Source organism: Renibacterium salmoninarum ATCC 33209, from assembly GCF_000018885.1.
Taxonomy (GTDB): domain Bacteria; phylum Actinomycetota; class Actinomycetes; order Actinomycetales; family Micrococcaceae; genus Renibacterium; species Renibacterium salmoninarum.
Genome location: NC_010168.1, coordinates 2,930,179 through 2,948,941, shown reverse-complemented (window position 1 = coordinate 2,948,941; position 18,763 = coordinate 2,930,179). Strand labels below are relative to the sequence as shown.

The following is an 18,763-nucleotide window of genomic DNA, read 5'->3' as shown; positions in this document are numbered from 1 at the left end:
ATGTGTGCCGGTAGCGACATTTTTATGTGCGATCGCATCAGCGGCATTTGCCTATCGTCCACACGTCACTTTCCAATGCTAACTTCAACGAGCGACAATGGTAAATCTAAAAATAGGATGGAAAATTGGTCACGGGTCACCGGAAGAGCCCCCCATTCCAGTGGCCTCAGCTAGCTATCCACAGCCCTGCTGAAATACATCAGCCGGTTCGCAACAGGTTCAGATTTAGTCTTTCAGAATAACCAGAGCTATGCACAGGAACTCGTCTCGCTGACAAATGGGGGGCACTCACCGGTAGTAAGGACACATTGTCTGGAGCTTAAGCGGATGGAGTGAAACAACATGGTTCAAAGGCTTGTTTCGCAGAACCTTTCGCGCAGGTTGCCCCAGGCGATTTTCCACATCGGATTGCGAAGGCAATCAATCGAAAATTTGGTTTCCGTCTTGATCGGTATTTTTCCGAGTTATCCACATCGGCTGCTGGGCCGCCGGATTTCACTGGGGGCACTCCTTTTCCTGGGCTAACTTCAATGCTATGAGTTGGCTCAAAGATTTGCTGTACCGGCGTCAACGGCTAGTCGTTGTAGTTTCACTTGGCTTCGTTTTTGGCGGATTAGTGGGTGGTGGGCTTTCCTGGGCTGAAGGAATCGAGTGGCGGGACGCGGCGGCTGCGTCGATCCAAGTTGATCCTGGAAATCTACCTGGCGGCCCGTCCTCCCATATTCGGCAGACCACGGCACTTGCGTTATTACAAACGTTGCCGGTCAAAGGACGGGCGCCAAAAAATGCCTATAAACGCGAGCAATTTGGCCTCGCTTGGACTGATGCGGATCGGAACGGCTGCGATACCCGCAATTAGATTCTGCGCAGAGACCTGGTTGAAGTTGTCCTCGGCCGAAACTCGTTGTGTCTGGTCTCTAATGGTGTACTGCAGGATCCGTATACCGGAAAGCGGATCGAGTTTCACCGCGGGGCGGACAGCTCTAGCGCGGTTCAAATTGATCATATAGTTGCTCTCGGCGATGCCTGGCAGAAGGGCGCTCAGGGGCTAAGCCCGCAAAGACGGCTTGCACTGGCGAACGACCCACTCAATTTACTAGCGGTCGATGGTCCAGAAAATGTGAAAAAATCCGACGGCGATGCGGCAACTTGGCTGCCGCCCAATACGAGTTTTCGATGTGAATATGTAGCCCGGCAGGTTTCGGTCAAAGCGGCATACGAGCTGTGGATTACGGACGCAGAAAAGCAATCAATGGAGCGAGTGCTCGCCAGCTGTCCTTGGCAAGCCAGCCAGAGTTCAGCCTTGTGAGGATCCTGATGGATAGTTGCAATACAGCAACACAAGGTTGAAAATACTGGATTTACACAGCAGGCAGGAAGATTCTTTAACAATGAACGAGATAACGAATCCGGTGGAATTGGCACAACACAACCTGGATGAGGCGGATCGCCAATTGCGAAAAGCTCAAGCCGATTTGGCCTTGGGGGACATCGACGAAAATCGACTGCGGCAGTTCGAAAAGCTGCGGGACATCTGTGCCGAGGACTTCCACCGAGTTGTGCGAGAAAACTAGCTAATCCCGGCAAGGGCAGGCAGGGTTAGGTACCCGCGACCTACTTGCCAAGTGCCTCCGGATTCAATCCGGTCCAGAACCAGTCGCTGTAGCGCGGTTTCACGAGGCAAATTTTGCGTGCTTTGTGCGTCTCGAATTCGAAAAGTGAAGTACATGGCGTCGCCTGGTGAATCTAAGGGCAGGTCGTAACTTTCGAAGCGCCCAGCAAACTGCCCGATATTGGAGCGTGGGTCAAGATGTTTAGCTAAGTACGGGTCCAAAAGCCACGAAATGCAATTGGCGAAGCGGACTGGATTCTCCGGGAAATATTGTTGGAAAAACTTCGCGGCCTGAGCCAAAGAATCAGAAACTGCCGCGGGAAGAATCGGTCCTTCTTGCGGGATATGCGCGCCAAGAATGGCTTCTTCCGGCTTTAGCCCGGGGATCTGCGCGGGTCCGGAAATTAGTTGAAATTGCAGTCGGCCCAGCTGATACAAGGTGCCTGTTGCATGCTCAGTAAGCCATTTCCAAGTGTCCAGGCTGAATCGACCTTTAGTGGTTCGTGAAATAGCAACGTGTCGGTCAATGTCTGCCACGGTCGCTCGCAAAATCGCCTCTGGAATACCGCGGCTCTGGTACCAAGCCAATTGCTCGGGCAGAAACCGTAGCAAGGCTTCCAACCAAACCAATTCGTCCTTTGTGCTAATTACGTCAGGTGGATCGAAAACGCCCAGACGAGAGCGCAGCACCATGAGCGTCTCTTCTACTGCCGCATCCGGTGTCCGGAGTAAAAGCTCGCGTACCTCAGCAAGGTCTTCGTCATGAATGTTGGCAAGTGTTATCAGCCAATCGACATACTCTGCTGAGTCACTGTCTGGCGAGGCGCTTTCCATCGAGACCTTTTCCATAGTTCAGTGGCCAAACGGGTCGGGATCTACCCCTGGCATCCAACTAAGCCCTGGTACGCCCCACCCCTTGTCTTTTGCGATCCGCCGAGCTTTTCGTTGATATCGGTCAACCAGGCGGTCAACATACAGTTTGCCATCAAGGTGATCATATTCGTGCTGCATGCACCGGGCGAACCAACCCGTAGCTTCAAATTGAACTGGGTTGCCAAACTCATCAAATCCGCTGACCCTAACCCACTCGGCCCGTTTGAGCGGAAAATGTTCACCCGGGACGGAGAGGCAACCTTCAGATTCCTCATCTGGATCGGGAGCCGTTCCAGAGACTTTGCCGAGTACCAAAGTCGGGTTGACCAGAACACCCTTGGCAGGAACGTCATCGTCGTTTTCCATGGCATAAACGAAAACCCGCAATCCGATGCCAATCTGGGGCGCGGCAAGGCCTGCACCATTAGCAACGGCATTCGTTTCATGCATATCAACGACGAGCGTTCGCAAAGCATCGTCAAAATCTTTTACTTCTGTTGCACGCCGGTGAAGCACCGGTTCGCCCTTAATGACTATGGGATGCACGCTCATGTTTGGGGAACCTTTCGAGCTGGATGACTGGCCGCTGATGGGCCGTGGAATTCGCTAGGTGGTGCCATGCCAAGCAGGCTTTGGCTGTCGGCAGCCGACGAAGGGGAGTAGCCAAAGAAGCGGGCAGTGCCCACCCTCACATCGTGAGGCCCGATCTCACGGAAGAGCTCGTGATCCTCTTCAAAGAGGGAACGCTTCATGCTCCGGTACTCCGTCATTTCGATGCCGTCGGACATCCTCGGCATGGGCAGCTTTCAAAAACAACCGTAATACAGCGATGAGGGCTGCACCGAAATTTCCGGTACAGCCCTCATCGGTTACTTGGGGTGAGATACGGGGGTTGAACCCGCGACCTCCTGGACCACAACCAGGCGCTCTGCCAACTGAGCTAATCCCACCAAGTACGTTTTGCAGCGGTAACTACTCTACAGGATCCGTTGGGGTGCTCGCGACATCGACGTGCCCACTTGTGACAATATTTCGAGAAATTTGCTGTGCTGTCGGGGTATCGGGGCCTGGAGATGGCATAAAAACTGCTTCTCGGTAGTAACGCAATTCATTGATTGAGTCTTGGATATCACCGAGCGCTCGGTGTCCACCGTGCTTTGCCGGAGACTGAAAATAGGCTCGTGGATACCAGCGTCTAGACAGTTCTTTGATGGTGGACACGTCAATTACTCGATAGTGCAGATGCTCAATGAGCTCCGGCATATCTCGGGCCAGGAACATTTTGTCGGTGCCAATAGAATTGCCGCCAAGTTGGGCTTTACCGGGATCGGGCAAAAACTTTTTGATATAAGTCAGCACAATATCTTGCGCCGCCGCCATGGTGAGTCCGTTGGGAAGTTCGTCGAGCAATTTCGACGTCGTATGCATGTTGCGAACAAAATCGTTCATTTGCGCTAAGGCCGCAGCGTCCGGCTTGATCACCACATCAACGCCGTCGTCAAGGATATTGAGCTCAGAATCAGTGATCAGCACGGCGACTTCGATCAGCGCATCGGCTTCTAAATCCAAGCCGGTCATCTCGCAATCGATCCATACGATTCGTTCAGAAGAAATAGACACTGGACAAATGTACCTTTCGATTCGGTGTGGATGCCTCCAGAAGAGCTCTGCCGGTCTAAAATAGATAAATCTCCATCATGCCGCGCCATTGGCTGCAGCTATCGAAAGCCAGATCGGAATCGAATCTATGACGACGCCTGAGTCCACCACCGGCCTTGGTGAGCGCCCGGAGTCTGGGCCGGCAATGACTCAAGTGATGGCAAAGAATGGTTCAGCGAAGCCTGACCATGGCTTGTATGACGCCTGGGTGCCGCTGATTGCCGGATTTATTGGTTCGTTGCTGTTGGTTTTTGGTTCTGTCGGAATTGGTTGGCTTGCTCAATCTTCGGCATTGTTGCGAAACCCAGTTTTCATTTGGATGCGTGCAGAACCGATTGGCATTGTCCTTTCGGTGGGCAGCTTGGCCATCGGCGGCATGCTGCTGGTCCGTGCTTGGCTTCGACTGGGACAGCGAGCTAAAGGTTGGCCGCCGGCATCGGGCCGAATCGTTCGGCAAGCAATTTTGCTCTGGGGCGGGCCGCTGATGGTTTCAATTCCGCTTTTTAGCCGCGATGTTTATGCCTACATCGGCCAAGGCCGACTAGTGCAAGCCAATATCGACCCCTATGTCAATGGCATCTCGGCAATCTCAAACTGGTTTGGTCTAGGTGCGGACAAACTATGGGCAGAGGCACCAACGCCGTATGGTCCGGTGTTTTTGTGGATCGAGCAAGCCGTAGTCGCGGTCACTGGTGGAAATCCTGAACTAGCCGTCTTTCTGTTTCGTTTAGTCTCGGCATTTGGCGTGCTGCTTTGCGCAATTTACGTGCCTCGGCTGGCGGTATTACACGGAGTCAATCCGCACCGCGCACTGTGGCTGAGCGTGGCAAACCCACTGCTACTGGTGAATTTCATTGCGGCGGTACACAATGACGCACTGATGATCGGACTGGCGGTCGCAGGGCTGTACTACTGTGCAACTAAGCGCTCCGTTTTTGGCATTGTTTTGATAACGCTGTCGATCGCGGTCAAGCCCATTACCGTGATTCTTTTGCCATTTGCGGGACTGCTCTGGGCCGGTAAAAAAGCTGGATGGCCGCGCAAATTTGCTTTTTGGGGCCTAACCGCAGCATTGTCGCTGGGCTTACTCACGCTCATGGGCTGGCTAAACGGCTTCGGGTTTGGCTGGATTAACGGGCTTTCCGCGCCCGGCAGTGTATGGATCTGGTACGCGCCAATTGGTGCCATCGGATTGACTGTGGCGACCGTCATGAACGCTTTTGGCTGGGATGGCTGGGGTACGGCGAAGCATGTTTGGGACGCCGGCAAAGTTATTGCGGTAGGTATCGTGGCGTGGTTGATGTTCCGTGGCAGCTATGAACGAATCATTCGTCGAATGGCGTTGGCGTTTGCCGCCGTCGTCCTTCTTTCGCCAATGATTCAATCTTGGTACGTTGTTTGGCTCATCCCACTTTTCGCGGTGACTGGCATTCGTAATGACTGGCAAGTTAAATCGCTTTACTTCGTGCTCTCGTTCTTCATGATCTATGCCATCTCCGATCAGTTAAACGTCTACCCCTACTTGCAGCAACGCGATGCCTGGATCACGCTGGACAATCTTCGCCTGGCCGCCGCCGTCATCGGCTTGGGCTTTGCGCTTTACATCGTCTTGATTGACCGCAAGACCCGCAAGCTGTTTCTACAGACTGACAGCCAAGTCAAGGACGTTATTTAGCGGCTTTGACCGCCCGAACGCCGCCGCGGCGGGCAAGCGTAATCACTTCCCGGATGGCCCAGCCGAACAAGACAAAGAGCGCAACGTTTCGAAGCGACAAGATGATCGCTATCCAAGGATTCAGCTCATAGAGCTGAACATAAAATATTGGGTAGACCAACGTTGTAAGAACCGCGATTGCCAGCATGAGGAAACCGGGAAAGCGCCATTCCTTCTTGCCATAGTAAAGTCCGACGGCAACGATAGCAGCCAGCCAAAGTTGGAACTGCGGCGACCCGACTTTGTTGAAAACAATGAAGGCGCAGACCAAGGAAAGTGAGCCCGCCAAAATTAGTTGCTGCGCGGGTGCCCCGCGACGTAATGCCCAGAGCAACAGAATCACTACCACGATTGCCGAAATCGCGAGCAAGGGATTCATCACGGCGCCAACAACGTCACTCATGCCACCGCGAACTTCACGGGTGTTGATGATCTTGTCTTCGAAAACGTAAGTGCCGTTTTGATTGAAGATTGCCTGCCAAAGCCCCGGGGTAGTGAACGGCGCTTCAAGTTGCATGCCACGGTCACCTTGGGCACCAAGGAAGCCCAGCAAATACTTTGCCCCACCACCGGCTAGCACGATCGCAACGACGACGGCGGTCACGGCGATTCCGGCAATAATGGCTTTGAACCGCTGTTTACTGGCGACCACGATCGCAAAGAGCACCGCAGCAGGCCAAACTTTAATCCAGGTCGCCGCGCTAAGCACTGCAGAGGCAAGATAGGGCCTGGCATTGAGCAAAAGCAGTCCCACAATCACCATGGGCGCGGTGAGACCATCAATTCGTCCGACGGCGACCGTACCCAAAATTGCCGTGGCGCCGAGCCACCAATACGCGGCGAAGTAGCCCTGATTGTTCTTTGCGCGAGTTAACACCAAGACTGCGATCAAGTTCAGCCCGGTAAACAGTAGGAGCCAGGCAAGCTGGTAAAGGTACGAGCCGAATAAGGCAGCCAGCAGGATAGGCAACATTGTGCCAACTGGGTAGACCCATTCAACCGAGATTCCGCGCCAGATCCCAAGGTTAATGCCATCAAAAGCCCAGAGCCGATAAAAGCTAATATCGCTCAGAACTTGGCCGCTAACAATAAGCGGTAGCAACAAAATCAGTATGAGCAAATGAAGCACGCCAAAGGTCAGCCAAAGTGAGCGCGGCTGGTGGAATCTGGTGCTAAGCGATACTGACAAGATGCTGCTTCCTTCTGGACTCAAAGCTGTCAGAGCGGTGGTCTGACTCGCAAGATGATCGAGATCATCTTATCCGCGCTTAGCTCAAGTGTTTGAGAGCCTCGCGCTGGGATAGCGGACTAAGTGCTGCACTTCGCTCAGCGACGAACCGTCGGACCCAATCCGGATCGGTGCGGGCATAGTCCCGCAAGGCCCAGCCGATGGCCTTCCGGACGAAGAATTCTGGGTCGGCCATATTAGGCTCAATGACGTCGCTGAGCAGCCCTAGATCGGTTGAGGTTTTAGCGTGAAGCTGACTGATGATGGCTAGCCGGCGGAACCAGAAGCCAGAGTCTGTGCTCCATTGTCGAACTTTCGGATCCATGGTTTTGCCATGTGCTAATAAGAGGTCGAGGATCCGGTGGGCCATTTCATCGACGTGGTCCCACCAAGCGCCAGCAGAGACCACCTCTTCATAGAAGGGTAAAAAATCGAGATTTCCTTTGGCCAATTTAAATTCTGTTAGCGCCGTGGCAATGTACCGTTCTTCTCGACAGTTGGCTTCACGCCAGAGTTTCGTTGCGGTGCTCAGTAAATCGGCGGCGTCGGCAAACGGATATGCTCTGGCCGCCGTCATCATGATTTTTCGAACTTGTGGTTTTGGTACGCCTCGATAGGGCATATATGATTTCATATAGGCCGCCATCGACTTTGCGCGCTCGGCATCTGCTTGTGCTTCGAGAGCGTCCCGCACTGTACCGGTGAAGGAGTCGTTGAACATGGCCATAGCGTACTGCGCAGGATGTTCAAATGTTTGAGTTGAAAACTCCGAGTGAAATTTCTGCCATGCGAGAAGCCGGACGCGTAGTTGCCAACGCGTTAGCCGCAGTTCGTGCTGAGGCGCAGATCGGTTCATCGTTAGGAGAACTCGATGAGGTCGCGGCATCGGTAATATCAGCAGCCGGGGCAGTTTCTGCCTTTGACAAATATCATCCTCGCTTGGCACCTACGCCCTTTTCTGGCGTGATCTGCGCCAGCGTAAACGACGCCATTGTGCATGGTTTGCCTAACAAATACCGACTTGCCGATGGCGACTTGGTCTCAATTGACTGTGGTGCGTTTTTGGCAGGTTGGTGTGGTGACTCCGCTATCAGCTTTATTGTCGGAAACGTCGATCCAGAAGATCAAGCTTTGATTGATGCATGTGACGCGGCGCTCGCTCGAGGGATCGATCAAGCTCGAATCGACAACAGAATGGGCGACATTAGCTATGCGGTTGCCGGCGAAGCTCGTCGCGCAGGTTATGGCATATTGGCCGATCACGGCGGGCATGGCATCGGCCACGCCATGCACGAGGAACCACATGTACCAAACGACGGCCGGCCAGGTCGCGGGATAAAATTAGCAGAAGGTCTTGTCATTGCCATTGAGCCAATGCTTATTGCTGGCGGCTCTGACGATTATCAGCATGACCAAGACGGTTGGACTTTGCGTTCGCGCAATGGTCGCCGAGCGGCGCATTCCGAACACACCGTAGCGATTACTGCGGACGGCCCGCTGGTTCTCACGCTGCCGTGAGGTGGTTGCATATTTGCTTTAGCTAGCCCAGGTAGAGGGATTTCGTCCGGGCCGGGTCGCTTCCGGTTGCTTCGTCAATTGGCAGAAAACTTGCTAACTGCCAGTCCTGCGAAGCTTTTGCCTGTTTATTGAGTCCGCTGGGGGTCATCTCTTCTGACCAGGGGGGATACACGCGAAAAGCGCGTTTGCCAGCTGAATTGCTGGCGGCGACGATGCCATGTTGCTGCAGTGTCTCCCATCGAAAGACGAATTGTCCGAATTGTCCTTTGTGTCGAACACAGACGACGAACAATTCCACCTGGTCGGAAAGTTGAAAAGGTCTGATCGGCCGGTGCTGGCTTCGCCGCCACAGCGTGACGAAATGACCGGGCTTTGTCGGCGTAGTTTTGGCAACTCGAAACTGAATCTGCTGGGACGCTACGGAAAACGAATGGGCAGCGTAACTTTGCCCCTCAGGCTCGGATATCGCGGGCGAATAGGCTAGGCCGTTGGCGGCATAAATCAGTGACTGGCTTAAGGCTAAATCGCGGTGCATCGCGCCGCCTCCTGCTGATTCATCGGTGCAAACGCAGATTGAATGTCAATAACCATCTGAAATGTGCCCCAGGCGGGAATCGAACCCGCGACCAAGAGATTAGAAGGCTCCTGCTCTATCCGCTGAGCTACCGAGGCTGAGATACCGTCGCATCGCGAAAGCATCGTGACTACTGTACCGAATAGGAAGCCAAACTCCCGACTTTTCCTCCACATCGGCTTACCTAGGCCGTTTTCCGCACATTGACAAGGAACCATCTTGTCAAGAAATAACCGCCGCTGGAGACTGATCTCAAGGCGCCAATCCGGTGCCATCATGACGATTCAGAGCGAGGGAAAATGACCGACGTAGTAACCGTTCGCGGCTTCGTTGCGAGTGAAGTGAAAATGACCTTGACCGCATCCGGCCTTCCAGTAGCAAATTTTCGATTAGGCTCTGCCGAGCGTCGTTTCGATCGCACGCAAAATCAATGGATCGATGCCGCTACTAATTGGTACTCGGTCTCAATGTTTAGGTCTTTAGCTCAAAATGCCTCTGCGAGTGTGAGCAAGGGGGAGCGAGTGATTGTCACTGGCAAGCTAAAGCTTCGGCAGTGGAGTAATAGAGGACGGTCGACGCGGCATTGCCCCAGAGATCGACGCCGACGCGGTAGGGCATGACTTGGGTTGGGGCACGGCGCAGTTCAGGCGAGCTGTGCAAGCTGTGCCAGTTGCAGATCTTGCAGCAATCGAGCTGAAATCTGGCGTTGATGCGCCAAGCGAGGAAGGCCAAGATGGCAATGACGACGGCGAGTTTCCGCCCGAACACGAGCTTGAACAAGCGGCAGTGGCTGATGAGTCTGATTCGGCCAAAGTCGACGCGTTGCCATTCGCCAGGGTTGAGGGGGCTCCGCCGTTCTGATGCGAAGGCCAGATTAGGGTTTACCGCCGGGCGGAATGCCTTGAGTTCGGTCGCCGCGTCGGGAGTGCCGATGGATTTTGCAAAAAGCCGCATTGACCTCAACAAAGGTTGAGGGATTAGTTTAGCGGTATGGCAATTGATGAAACGACGAGTTCCGGAGGTTCGGCTGAGATAACGGCATCCCTGTCGGTGTGGTCGCCGAAATATTTCATGACCACCTTAGCAATGTTTTCGATCATCTTGCTACCGGCCTTCGAATCTCTTGCCGTAACCACCGTTATGCCAGTGATCAGTGCAGAATTACAAGGCGAGGCGCTATACGGTCTGACCTTCGCCATGAGCTTTGCTACCGGCATTATTGGCATGGTGGCGGCAGGGTCTTGGTCGGATAGATTTGGTCCGAAACTACCGCTCTTTGTTTCGTTGGGGACCTTTGCGCTGGGCTTGCTGATGGCTGGGGCTGCGCAATCGATGCTGTTTTTAGTAGCGGCACGAGCGGTGCAAGGTGTTGGCGGCGGTGCCTTGAGCGTCGTGATCTACGTGGTCTTGGCCCGAACTTATCCTGCAGTCTTACTACCGAAAATCTTTGCCGTGTTTTCAGCGGCCTGGGTACTGCCCGCGATCATTGGGCCGTTTATTGCAGGCTTGATCGCGCAGCAGTTTCACTGGCGCTGGGTTTTCCTCGGTGTTTTGGTGCTGCTGCCTCTTGTTACGGTCATGATGTTGCCTAGCCTCAAATCGTCGCCACAAGATCCGCAAAAAAATACACAAAAGACGCCGCAAAAAGCCGTTGAACCCTGGCTTAGGCGTCTGGGCTGGTCATTTCTGGCTGGCGTAGCCATGTTGGTACTGGGGATGGCTGCCGAATTTGGCGGGCTACTTTCGGCCATTTTGGCCGGTTCGGGCTTAGTCGTGGCGCTGTTTGCCATTCACCACCTCCTGCCCGCTGGTGCATTACGAGCGCGCAGAGGGTTGCCCAGCATGGTTTTGCTCCGAGCGCTTTATTCTGCTGCCTTCACTAGTGCAGACGTCTATATCGTTCTGGCTTTAGTGAATTTCTATCAATTTAGCCCAGCTCTGGCCGGTCTATCGCTCACAGTGGGCGCCATCTCCTGGAGCTTGGCTTCGCAACTTCAAGCATGCCTTGGCGAAAAGATCTCGCACCCCAACGCGATCCTGTTGGACGCGTTCTCACTGCGCGCTGCCTTGGCCATTACTGCTACGGCATCTGCCTTGATTCTTTCACCCGCTGTGCTGATTGCGGCGTGGTTTCTAGGTGGTGCAGGCATGGGCTTTGGGCTGCCAAGATTGAGTACATTGACCCTGGGTGAGGCTATTCCGGGCAATCAAGGGTCAATTGGCTCCGCGATGTCTATGGCATGCTTGCTGCGATAAACCCTGTTCGGCCTGGTCCAGATGGCCTTTTGCCAATAGCGGCCGCGCTGGCCATCTCTGCGGTATTTGCTATCGGTGCCGTCTTGACTGCTCGTCGGGTGATACCGCTAAAAGCTAGTGGCACAGTCATGGCAGAATGAAAGCGTGAGTGGAAAGCAAGGGATGAAAGCAATGACGGTAAAAGGTCTAACAGCCGGCGGTTTGTGGTTGCTTGCTGTTTTGCTTTCGGCTTGCGCAAATAGCAGCGGGCAACCTGCCGTCAGCAGTCTCAGTGCATCAGCGACGGCAACACCTGCAGCATCCGATGCTGCGTCAGAAGCAGTCGCGGCAATGTTCGGCAAAGTGCAATCGGCATTGGGCGCATTGGCGGCACAGAGCCCTAAGCCATCTCAAGAACAGATCAGAACCGCGCTCCAAGGCCTCACCACCGCTCCGACAGACGTTGAAGTTTCAATCTCGAAAACGCCCACGGGGCTTGACGTTGATGCGATTCAAGGCTCAGTAAAAATTGATAAGAGCTGTGTGATTGGACAAGTGCGAGACGGACAAGTTGCCATGACTACGCAACCTACGCTCGCCACCGGCCTATGCTTCGTCGGAGACCAACGCTGATTCCGTGCTTCCGGGGCTCAGGCGAATGTGAGTTCTCGGCCTGCAAGCACTAGCCTTGAGGCATGGCGGAATTTATTTACACTATGACCAAGGCCCGCAAGGCGGTGGGCGATAAGGTCATCCTCGACGATGTCAGTATGTCTTTCTTCCCCGGTGCCAAAATCGGAGTCGTCGGCCCCAACGGTGCTGGCAAATCAACCATCCTGAAAATAATGGCGGGCCTGGATACGCCATCCAACGGCGAAGCCCGACTTAGCCCCGGCTATACAGTGGGCATTTTGCTCCAGGAGCCGCCGCTAAACGAAGAAAAGACGGTTCTTGGCAACGTTCAAGAAGGCGTTGGCGAGATCTACGAAAAGATTCAGCGCTTCAACCAGATCTCTGAGGAGATGGCCAATCCGGACGCAGATTACGATTCGCTTTTGGACGAGATGGGCAAGCTTCAAGAAGCAATCGATGCCGCAGACGCCTGGGATCTTGACTCTCAGCTAGAACAGGCGATGGACGCACTTCGGTGCCCGCCGCCGGAAGCCGATGTCACGGTGCTTTCAGGTGGCGAGCGTCGCCGAGTCGCGCTGTGCAAACTTCTTCTGCAGAAGCCAGACCTGTTACTCCTTGACGAGCCCACTAACCACCTCGACGCTGAGAGTGTGCTCTGGCTTGAGCAGCACCTGTCTGGGTATCACGGCGCAGTCCTAGCGGTGACTCACGATCGGTACTTCCTGGATCACGTGGCTGAGTGGATCGCAGAGGTAGACCGCGGTCACCTTTACCCGTACGAAGGTAACTACTCCACCTATTTGGAGAAGAAGCGCGCACGCCTTGAGGTGCAGGGTAAAAAGGATGCTAAGCAAGCAAAGCGCCTTACCGAAGAGCTCGAGTGGGTTCGCTCCAACGCTAAAGGCCGTCAGACCAAGTCCAAGGCTCGGTTGGCGCGTTATGAAGAGATGGCCGCTGAAGCGGATCGAACCAGAAAATTGGACTTCGAAGAGATCCAAATTCCGCCGGGTCCGCGTCTGGGCGGTGTGGTCCTCGAAGCTAAGAACCTGCAAAAGAGCTTCGGCGATCGAACCCTGATTGACGGCTTAACTTTCACTTTGCCGCGTAACGGCATCGTTGGCGTCATCGGTCCGAACGGCGTCGGCAAGACCACGTTGTTTAAGACGATTACCGGAGTAGAAGCGCTCGATGGCGGTGAACTCAAGATCGGTGATTCGGTCAAAATCTCCTACGTAGATCAGAGCCGTGGCGGCATCGACCCAGAGAAAACTCTGTGGGAAGTTGTCTCAGACGGCCTGGATTACATCCAGGTGGGGCAGGTTGAAATGCCTTCCCGAGCCTATGTTGCCGCCTTTGGCTTCAAAGGACCGGATCAACAAAAGAAAGCCGGCGTGCTCTCCGGTGGTGAGCGGAACAGGCTCAATCTTGCCTTGACGCTCAAACAAGGTGGCAATCTGCTGCTTCTTGATGAGCCAACTAACGACTTGGACGTGGAGACGCTTTCGAGCTTGGAAAATGCGCTGCTCGAATTCCCCGGCTGCGCTGTGGTGGTATCGCACGATCGCTGGTTCCTCGATCGGGTAGCTACCCATATCTTGGCCTATGAAGGCACCGAAGATAACCCGGCTAACTGGTACTGGTTCGAAGGAAACTTTGAATCGTACGAGGAGAATAAGGTCGAGCGCTTAGGCGCCGATGCGGCCCGACCGCACCGGGTTACCTACCGTAAGCTCACACGCGACTAGCCAATTGCGCCTCAAGAAAGTCCCGACGTCGGCTGATTCAGATAAAAATCTGGAGCAGCCGACGTCGGGACTTTTCGCTGTCTTGAACTTCTCTACTCGGATTGACCCCATTGACTCCGAGGAAGAACTTTAGGCTTGTGCCAATCGGTCATTCGGAATCCGGATCATGCCTTCTTGCGCAACTGAAGCGACCAGCTCACCAGCACGGTTGAAAAACTTGCCAATGCTCAATCCTCGTGCACCGGAGGCACTCGGAGAGTTGGCTACATACAAAAGCCAGTCGTCAACGCGGACCTGACGATGCCACCACATGGCATGATCAAGGCTAGCGACGCTCATTTTTGGCGTGATCCATGCTAAGCCGTGCGGTTTCAGCGCAGGTTCAAGCAAGGTGTAGTCACTGGCATAAGCCAAGGCAGCTCGGTGCAGTACCGGATCATCTGGCATCGGGCCGATTGCCTTCATCCACACGGCCTGTTGCGGTTCGCGGTCCGTGTCATCGACCTGAAGATAGATATTGCTTCCAGTATGTCGAATGTCGAAAGGGCGACCGAAAGCCCACTCTTGCGACACCGGATGGTCGAAGTCGCCTAACAACTCTGAGGCGTGCGGCAAGGATTCTGGATCGGGAATGCCGCCAGGCATGTGGTCTTGATGGTCGATTCCTTCAGAGGGTTCTTGGAAGGAAGCAATCATGGACAAAATTGGTGCACCATTTTGATACGCGTGCACCCGCCGGGCAGAAAATGAGCGTCCATCGCGTAAGCGCTGCACGCCAAAAGTGATGGGCTGATTGGCGTCACCAGCACGCAGAAAATATCCATGCATGGAATGGACCGCTCGTGAAGAATCAACAGTGCGAGACCCCGCAACGAGTGATTGTGCAAGAACTTGGCCACCAAAGACTCGTTGTGATGGCCTGGTCTGCGAGATACCAACAAATAGCTCTTCATCGGTGCGAGCACCATCTGCATCGCTGAGGTTGAGCATCTGCAGCAAGTCGTCCAGCGGATTATGCGCGGAGTCAGTCATGATCAGACTCTATTGCGCTTCTGAGCACTGCCCAAATAAGGGTGTTTTCCGACACACTATTTGGGCTCTGGACAAGGCTTTGCGAAGATGAGCCCATGAGCTCGGTTATTCAAATTCCTCTACAGATCCGATTCGGCGACATTGATTCGTACGGACACGTAAATAATGTCCAATACATTCAGTTCTTGGAAGATGCCCGAGTTCAACTCATGCATGCGGTGCTGGGTACTGCGGCTGGAGCAGGCGCGAGTTCTGATCAATGCTTCAACGATCTGCTGGATGCCGATCAACTCACCCTGGTTGGTCGTCATGAAATTGAGTATCTTGCTCCGCTGACTTTCCGCACTCAACCGGTTTTCGTCAATATCTGGATCACTCGAATAGGCACCTCGAGTTTTGATTTTGGTTACACCGTTGCCGAGCAAGATGGGTCCAGTGTCTATGTCCAGGCTGCCTCCGGAATGGTGCTGGTTTCGCGAACCTCGGGCAAGCCGGTAGCGCTGAGCGGCAATCAACGTCATGCCTTGGAGACTTGGCTTGGCAGTAGCATCGACTTTACTCGTCGCCCAGCGGCAGAAAAATTTGTCTCATGACCAGCGAACTTATCTTTAGCGACGACGCAACGCTTTCAGACCTGCGAACTTTCGTATCACGCGCAAGAGCAGCCGATGATGGCGCGATTCGACTTCAGGCTTCGGGCGCGGTACTAGCTGCCTGGGTCTGTCTTATGCGACCGCGACTACTGGGCGAAAGTACCCCGACTATTTTGGGCTTGCGCACGATGGCTCTCGCCGAGCCGGCAGAGCTTGATGTCACGGTTTCGCTGGCATCAGTTGCGGATCGACTAGCTAGAGAAGAGCTTCGGCAACGGTTTGCGGTACCGCCGGTTTACGTTAACGAGTCCTGGACCGCAATTAGTCCGCCACGTTCGCAATGGCAGCAGGTCCAATTGTTGGCGGCAGAGCAATTGATCGACGCCGCGAAAACCGGTGTGCGTGAGATAGCGCAAATCATTCCGGTCAACCCTGGCGCGCTCATCGTGAACAATGCCCGAGCTTCAGTGTGGGGCCGCGGCCTTGTTGACTTGCCTGAAATCCCTGCTGGTGCAGCCTTTGCTGGCTACGCCTTGGGGTTTTGGGCGGCAGGAGAGCCGGTGGCTCTGTTCAGAGCGGGTCGCTGGCGTCGGTTGAGTAGCGGTTCCGGCCATGTGCTGATTCGGCCGGGTAATCCGCTCTAGACTCTGGTGGTTCTTGGCACGCTAGGCAGAATTAACCATGGAATGCGCAGCACGGTCCAGGTAATCCCAGAGCATGCCATCGTGCAAAGGGGAGAGCTCCGTAGCGTCCAATGCAGCGCGCATAAGGTCTAGCCAACGGTCACGCGCCGCAGGGGTAACGGCGAATGGTGCATGCCGCATTCGCAGCCTTGGGTGGCCGCGCTCCTCCAAATATGTTTTAGGACCGCCCCAGTACTGCTCCAAAAACATCAGCATCCGGCATTCAGCGGGTGCAAGATCATCCTCCGGGTACATAGGACGCAGAATCTCATCCTGAGCCACTCTGAGGTAGAACTCGTGTACCAACTTCACAAAGGTGGCGTGCCCACCAACCGTTTCGTAGAAGTTCTCCGGCGGAGCGGTAAAGGTACTGGCTGCTCCGGAGGTTGGAATCAATCGTGCCAACGGCTGGCCAAACCTAGAAGGGATTTCTTGGCCAAGCGGATTTTCTGGCGTCGGCGATGTCATTAGATTCCGGTTCCTTGATCGTCAGTGCTGTTTGATGTCTGGTAGTTGCCTTGTGATCGATTGCCGACGCGCAAAATTTCACCATTGCGTAGATACCAGATGGTGCCGTCTTCAGCCCGAACTCGGGTGATCCTCAATCCTACTGATTCAACGGTTCCGATGACCTCTGAAGTCTCGATGACGTCGCCGATTCCATACTGATCTTCTAACGTAATAAAAATCCCGGCCAAAAAGTCGCGAATCAATTGCTGGCAACCGAAGCCGATTGCCACGCCTAAAATACCAATGCTGGCGAGCAACGGCGCGATCTCAATTCTGAATGAGAGCAGAACATAGACAAAGACGATGATCACGATGATGACGCTCAGTAGCGAGGACAGAATCGAACCAATCGTCTCGGCCCGTTGCACTCGACGTTCGGAATCTAAGGGGCATAGCACGGGGTGCGCCCAGCGCAATGCTCGAGTCTGAAAGATTGAGCTACCGTTGCGGACGCGTCTGACCAGGCGGGAAATGACGTATCTACCCAGCCCCCAAACAGCGAGGCCAATCAGGATGCTCAGCCCGGCGTTGATCCAGCAATCGACAAGGAAATCTTTGGTCCAGCTAGGCACTGCAGGCAGCGCTCCTCTCACAGCAGAAGATAAATACTCTTCTGGCATTGTCTCATTGACTAGGCTGAACACATGCGACTTCTGGTTCTCGGTGGAACGGTATTCCTGTCAAAGACACTCGTAAAGCAGGCTCTTGAACGGGGGCACGAGGTCACTGTTTTGGCCCGGGGGAACGGCAGTGTTCCGCGAGGTGCCAATTTGCATCGCGCTGACCGAGATCAGGGCCGGGCAGCTTTCGATGGCCTTGACGGTGAGTGGGATGCAGTTATCGACGTCGGACGGATTCCTGAGCACGTCAAGGCTGCAGCGGCGGCGCTGGCGGGCAGGGTTCGGCAATGGTGTTTTGTGTCCACTGTTTCGGTCTACGCCACACAATCACGGTTGGGCGACGATGAAAGTGCTGAGCTGCTGCCTGCCTTAGCCGAGGGCGAAGATCCAGCAACACATTATGGCGAGGCCAAAATAGCTTGTGAACAGATATTGGTTGAGCAGGTTGAGTAACTTTTGATTGTGCGTCCTGGCCTGATTTGCGGCCCGGGGGATACCAGCGATCGTTATGGCTACTGGCCGGCGCGGTTTGCTCGTGACAAAGGACCAGCGTTGCTGCCGGACTTGGGTCAAATGTCCACGCAAGTTATTGATTCGAGAGATCTTGCAGCTTGGATTCTCCAGGGGGTTGAAAATCAACTAACTGGCACTCTCGACGCCGTCGGCCCTAACGTCAGCTGGCCGGTATTGATCGGAGCGGTGATGGAAACTACTGGCTACACGGGCCGCATACAGCTAGCCGCGCCGGAATGGCTTTTAGATCAAGGCGTAAATCAGTGGGCTGGACCTGACTCGCTGCCGTTATGGCTGCCTGAGGATCTTTTCGGAATGATGGATCGGAGTGGCAGAGCTGCGCAGGCTGCTGGCTTGAAACTGCGCCCGTATGACGAGACCTTGGCTGCAGTGCTTGCTGATGAAAAGTCTCGCGGGCTTGATCGGGATCGGCGCGCGGGGCTCAGCGTTGCCAAGGAGAAGGAACTTCTTGCGCTCCTTGAGGCGGCTAGTAGCTAGCCGCCGCCGCACGAGACCTGAAGTTAGAGCGGCTCGTGAAGCACTGGGAAATTTACGCTGCGGGCGATGAAACATAATTGAGACGCCCGGTGGTGGAGACTTCGGGCAAGCTCTGTTTGGCTTTCGTCGGCAAGTTGCACTAGAGGGCGCAAGGTAACCGAAACGAATTGGCCACTTCCATCGTGGTTAAGCACCATCGTGCCAATGGCTGCGTCCTGATATCCGGTGACTATTACGTTATTTTCTACCGCAGCATGAAGGTAGGAGAGCATATGGCATTGGCTCAGCGCAGTCAGCAATAATAGCTCGGGATTCCAACGGTCTTTGTCACCTCGAAACGTTGGATCGGCAGAGCCGAGTAGGTCTGGCACGCCTTCAGCACGAACCAAGTGATCTCGCCCATAGTCGCGATAGCCCGAGGTGCCCGTGCCCCGATTTCCGGTCCAGACGGTGTTGATTGCGTAATGGTGCTCGTTCGGATGCTTGAGGTCCATATATCGAGTCTAATTTGTCACTGTGAACC

At 54.5% G+C, this 18,763-nt stretch carries 24 protein-coding genes and 2 tRNA genes; 14 read left to right on the top strand and 12 right to left on the bottom strand.

Annotated elements, in window-relative coordinates; all coding sequences use genetic code 11:
* Window positions 1-535: 535 nt before the first annotated feature.
* The 3 genes from RSAL33209_RS20145 (at window position 536) to RSAL33209_RS14575 (ending at window position 1,574) form a co-directional block, all read left to right on the top strand.
* The gene (locus tag RSAL33209_RS20145) at window positions 536-859 is read left to right on the top strand and encodes a hypothetical protein (protein ID WP_012246664.1); all 324 of its coding nucleotides are present in this window, start codon (window positions 536-538) and stop codon (window positions 857-859) included.
* Window positions 860-904: 45 nt separating this feature from the next.
* Window positions 905-1,309, top strand: coding sequence for an HNH endonuclease family protein (locus RSAL33209_RS20140; protein ID WP_012246663.1), 405 nt, complete (start codon window positions 905-907; stop codon window positions 1,307-1,309).
* Window positions 1,310-1,391: 82 nt separating this feature from the next.
* Window positions 1,392-1,574, top strand: coding sequence for a hypothetical protein (locus RSAL33209_RS14575; protein ID WP_041684859.1), 183 nt, complete (start codon window positions 1,392-1,394; stop codon window positions 1,572-1,574).
* Here the strand turns inward: RSAL33209_RS14575 and RSAL33209_RS14570 are convergent.
* The 4 genes from RSAL33209_RS14570 to orn all read right to left on the bottom strand — a co-directional run bounded on the left by RSAL33209_RS14570 (window position 1,571) and on the right by orn (window position 4,105).
* A complete protein-coding gene (locus RSAL33209_RS14570) occupies window positions 1,571-2,461 on the bottom strand; it encodes an acyltransferase domain-containing protein (RefSeq protein WP_012246661.1) in 891 nt (296 codons plus the stop codon). The genes RSAL33209_RS14575 and RSAL33209_RS14570 overlap by 4 nt on opposite strands.
* 3 nt (window positions 2,462-2,464) lie before the next feature.
* Window positions 2,465-3,037, bottom strand: a complete 573-nt coding sequence (gene def / locus RSAL33209_RS14565) for a peptide deformylase (RefSeq protein WP_012246660.1) — start codon at window positions 3,035-3,037, stop codon at window positions 2,465-2,467.
* Window positions 3,038-3,359: 322 nt separating this feature from the next.
* Window positions 3,360-3,435, bottom strand: a tRNA-His gene (locus RSAL33209_RS14555).
* A gap of 22 nt (window positions 3,436-3,457) precedes the next feature.
* Complete coding sequence (orn, locus tag RSAL33209_RS14550) at window positions 3,458-4,105, bottom strand: oligoribonuclease (RefSeq protein WP_012246659.1); 648 nt, start codon at window positions 4,103-4,105, stop codon at window positions 3,458-3,460.
* Window positions 4,106-4,232: 127 nt separating this feature from the next.
* On the opposite strand from orn, the gene mptB reads away from it, so the two are divergent.
* Window positions 4,233-5,819, top strand: a complete 1,587-nt coding sequence (gene mptB / locus RSAL33209_RS14545; protein WP_145962098.1) for a polyprenol phosphomannose-dependent alpha 1,6 mannosyltransferase MptB — start codon at window positions 4,233-4,235, stop codon at window positions 5,817-5,819.
* Here the strand turns inward: mptB and RSAL33209_RS14540 are convergent.
* Window positions 5,812-7,047 (bottom strand): glycosyltransferase 87 family protein, encoded by a 1,236-nt coding sequence (locus tag RSAL33209_RS14540; protein WP_049759013.1) that lies wholly within the window; start codon window positions 7,045-7,047, stop codon window positions 5,812-5,814. The genes mptB and RSAL33209_RS14540 overlap by 8 nt on opposite strands.
* Before the next feature lie 79 nt (window positions 7,048-7,126).
* On the bottom strand, window positions 7,127-7,807 hold the full coding sequence (locus tag RSAL33209_RS14535; RefSeq protein WP_041685897.1) for a DNA alkylation repair protein: 681 nt from the start codon (window positions 7,805-7,807) through the stop codon (window positions 7,127-7,129).
* Between the two features lie 29 nt (window positions 7,808-7,836).
* On the opposite strand from RSAL33209_RS14535, the gene map reads away from it, so the two are divergent.
* A complete protein-coding gene (gene map, locus RSAL33209_RS14530) occupies window positions 7,837-8,604 on the top strand; it encodes a type I methionyl aminopeptidase (protein ID WP_012246655.1) in 768 nt (255 codons plus the stop codon).
* 22 nt (window positions 8,605-8,626) lie between these two features.
* On the opposite strand, the gene RSAL33209_RS14525 is transcribed toward map, so the two are convergent.
* Together RSAL33209_RS14525 and RSAL33209_RS14520 are read right to left on the bottom strand one after the other, a co-directional pair.
* The gene (locus RSAL33209_RS14525; protein WP_012246654.1) at window positions 8,627-9,139 is read right to left on the bottom strand and encodes a MepB family protein; all 513 of its coding nucleotides are present in this window, start codon (window positions 9,137-9,139) and stop codon (window positions 8,627-8,629) included.
* Window positions 9,140-9,203: 64 nt separating this feature from the next.
* Window positions 9,204-9,276: transfer RNA gene (locus RSAL33209_RS14520), tRNA-Arg, on the bottom strand.
* Window positions 9,277-9,477: 201 nt separating this feature from the next.
* Here RSAL33209_RS14520 and RSAL33209_RS20135 point away from each other — a divergent pair.
* The 5 genes from RSAL33209_RS20135 to ettA all read left to right on the top strand — a co-directional run bounded on the left by RSAL33209_RS20135 (window position 9,478) and on the right by ettA (window position 13,791).
* Window positions 9,478-9,798 (top strand): single-stranded DNA-binding protein, encoded by a 321-nt coding sequence (locus RSAL33209_RS20135; RefSeq protein ID WP_012246653.1) that lies wholly within the window; start codon window positions 9,478-9,480, stop codon window positions 9,796-9,798.
* 43 nt (window positions 9,799-9,841) lie between these two features.
* The gene (locus tag RSAL33209_RS14515; protein ID WP_145962097.1) at window positions 9,842-10,039 is read left to right on the top strand and encodes a hypothetical protein; all 198 of its coding nucleotides are present in this window, start codon (window positions 9,842-9,844) and stop codon (window positions 10,037-10,039) included.
* A gap of 210 nt (window positions 10,040-10,249) precedes the next feature.
* Complete coding sequence (locus tag RSAL33209_RS14510; RefSeq protein ID WP_158539323.1) at window positions 10,250-11,434, top strand: MFS transporter; 1,185 nt, start codon at window positions 10,250-10,252, stop codon at window positions 11,432-11,434.
* Window positions 11,435-11,578: 144 nt separating this feature from the next.
* A complete protein-coding gene (locus RSAL33209_RS18995; RefSeq protein WP_233494221.1) occupies window positions 11,579-12,046 on the top strand; it encodes a DUF6993 domain-containing protein in 468 nt (155 codons plus the stop codon).
* A gap of 62 nt (window positions 12,047-12,108) precedes the next feature.
* On the top strand, window positions 12,109-13,791 hold the full coding sequence (ettA, locus tag RSAL33209_RS14500) for an energy-dependent translational throttle protein EttA (RefSeq protein ID WP_012246649.1): 1,683 nt from the start codon (window positions 12,109-12,111) through the stop codon (window positions 13,789-13,791).
* 129 nt (window positions 13,792-13,920) lie between these two features.
* Here the strand turns inward: ettA and RSAL33209_RS14495 are convergent, their stop codons facing one another.
* Window positions 13,921-14,823 carry an acyl-CoA thioesterase gene (locus RSAL33209_RS14495; protein WP_012246647.1) on the bottom strand — a complete coding sequence of 301 codons (903 nt, stop codon included), beginning with the start codon at window positions 14,821-14,823 and terminating at the stop codon, window positions 13,921-13,923.
* 95 nt (window positions 14,824-14,918) lie between these two features.
* Between RSAL33209_RS14495 and RSAL33209_RS14490 the strand changes: the two genes are divergently transcribed.
* Window positions 14,919-15,416, top strand: coding sequence for an acyl-CoA thioesterase (locus RSAL33209_RS14490; RefSeq protein WP_041684855.1), 498 nt, complete (start codon window positions 14,919-14,921; stop codon window positions 15,414-15,416).
* Entirely contained in the window at window positions 15,413-16,060 is a 648-nt protein-coding gene (locus RSAL33209_RS14485) for a DUF8185 domain-containing protein (RefSeq protein WP_012246645.1), read from the top strand. Before RSAL33209_RS14490 ends, RSAL33209_RS14485 begins: the two co-directional genes overlap by 4 nt.
* Before the next feature lie 21 nt (window positions 16,061-16,081).
* On the opposite strand, the gene RSAL33209_RS14480 is transcribed toward RSAL33209_RS14485, so the two are convergent.
* Both RSAL33209_RS14480 and RSAL33209_RS14475 read right to left on the bottom strand, forming a co-directional pair.
* Window positions 16,082-16,567, bottom strand: coding sequence for a globin (locus RSAL33209_RS14480; protein ID WP_012246644.1), 486 nt, complete (start codon window positions 16,565-16,567; stop codon window positions 16,082-16,084).
* On the bottom strand, window positions 16,567-17,253 hold the full coding sequence (locus RSAL33209_RS14475) for a mechanosensitive ion channel family protein (RefSeq protein ID WP_012246643.1): 687 nt from the start codon (window positions 17,251-17,253) through the stop codon (window positions 16,567-16,569). Before RSAL33209_RS14475 ends, RSAL33209_RS14480 begins: the two co-directional genes overlap by 1 nt.
* Here RSAL33209_RS14475 and RSAL33209_RS19855 point away from each other — a divergent pair, their 5' ends adjacent.
* Both RSAL33209_RS19855 and RSAL33209_RS19850 read left to right on the top strand, forming a co-directional pair.
* Window positions 17,254-17,682 (top strand): NAD-dependent epimerase/dehydratase family protein, encoded by a 429-nt coding sequence (locus tag RSAL33209_RS19855; RefSeq protein WP_012246642.1) that lies wholly within the window; start codon window positions 17,254-17,256, stop codon window positions 17,680-17,682.
* Between the two features lie 9 nt (window positions 17,683-17,691).
* Window positions 17,692-18,240: a Rossmann-fold NAD(P)-binding domain-containing protein gene (locus RSAL33209_RS19850; RefSeq protein WP_325050070.1), complete on the top strand. Its 549-nt coding sequence runs from the start codon at window positions 17,692-17,694 to the stop codon at window positions 18,238-18,240.
* Between the two features lie 23 nt (window positions 18,241-18,263).
* Here the strand turns inward: RSAL33209_RS19850 and RSAL33209_RS14465 are convergent, their stop codons facing one another.
* A complete protein-coding gene (locus tag RSAL33209_RS14465) occupies window positions 18,264-18,734 on the bottom strand; it encodes an OsmC family protein (protein ID WP_012246640.1) in 471 nt (156 codons plus the stop codon).
* Window positions 18,735-18,763 lie beyond the last annotated feature (29 nt).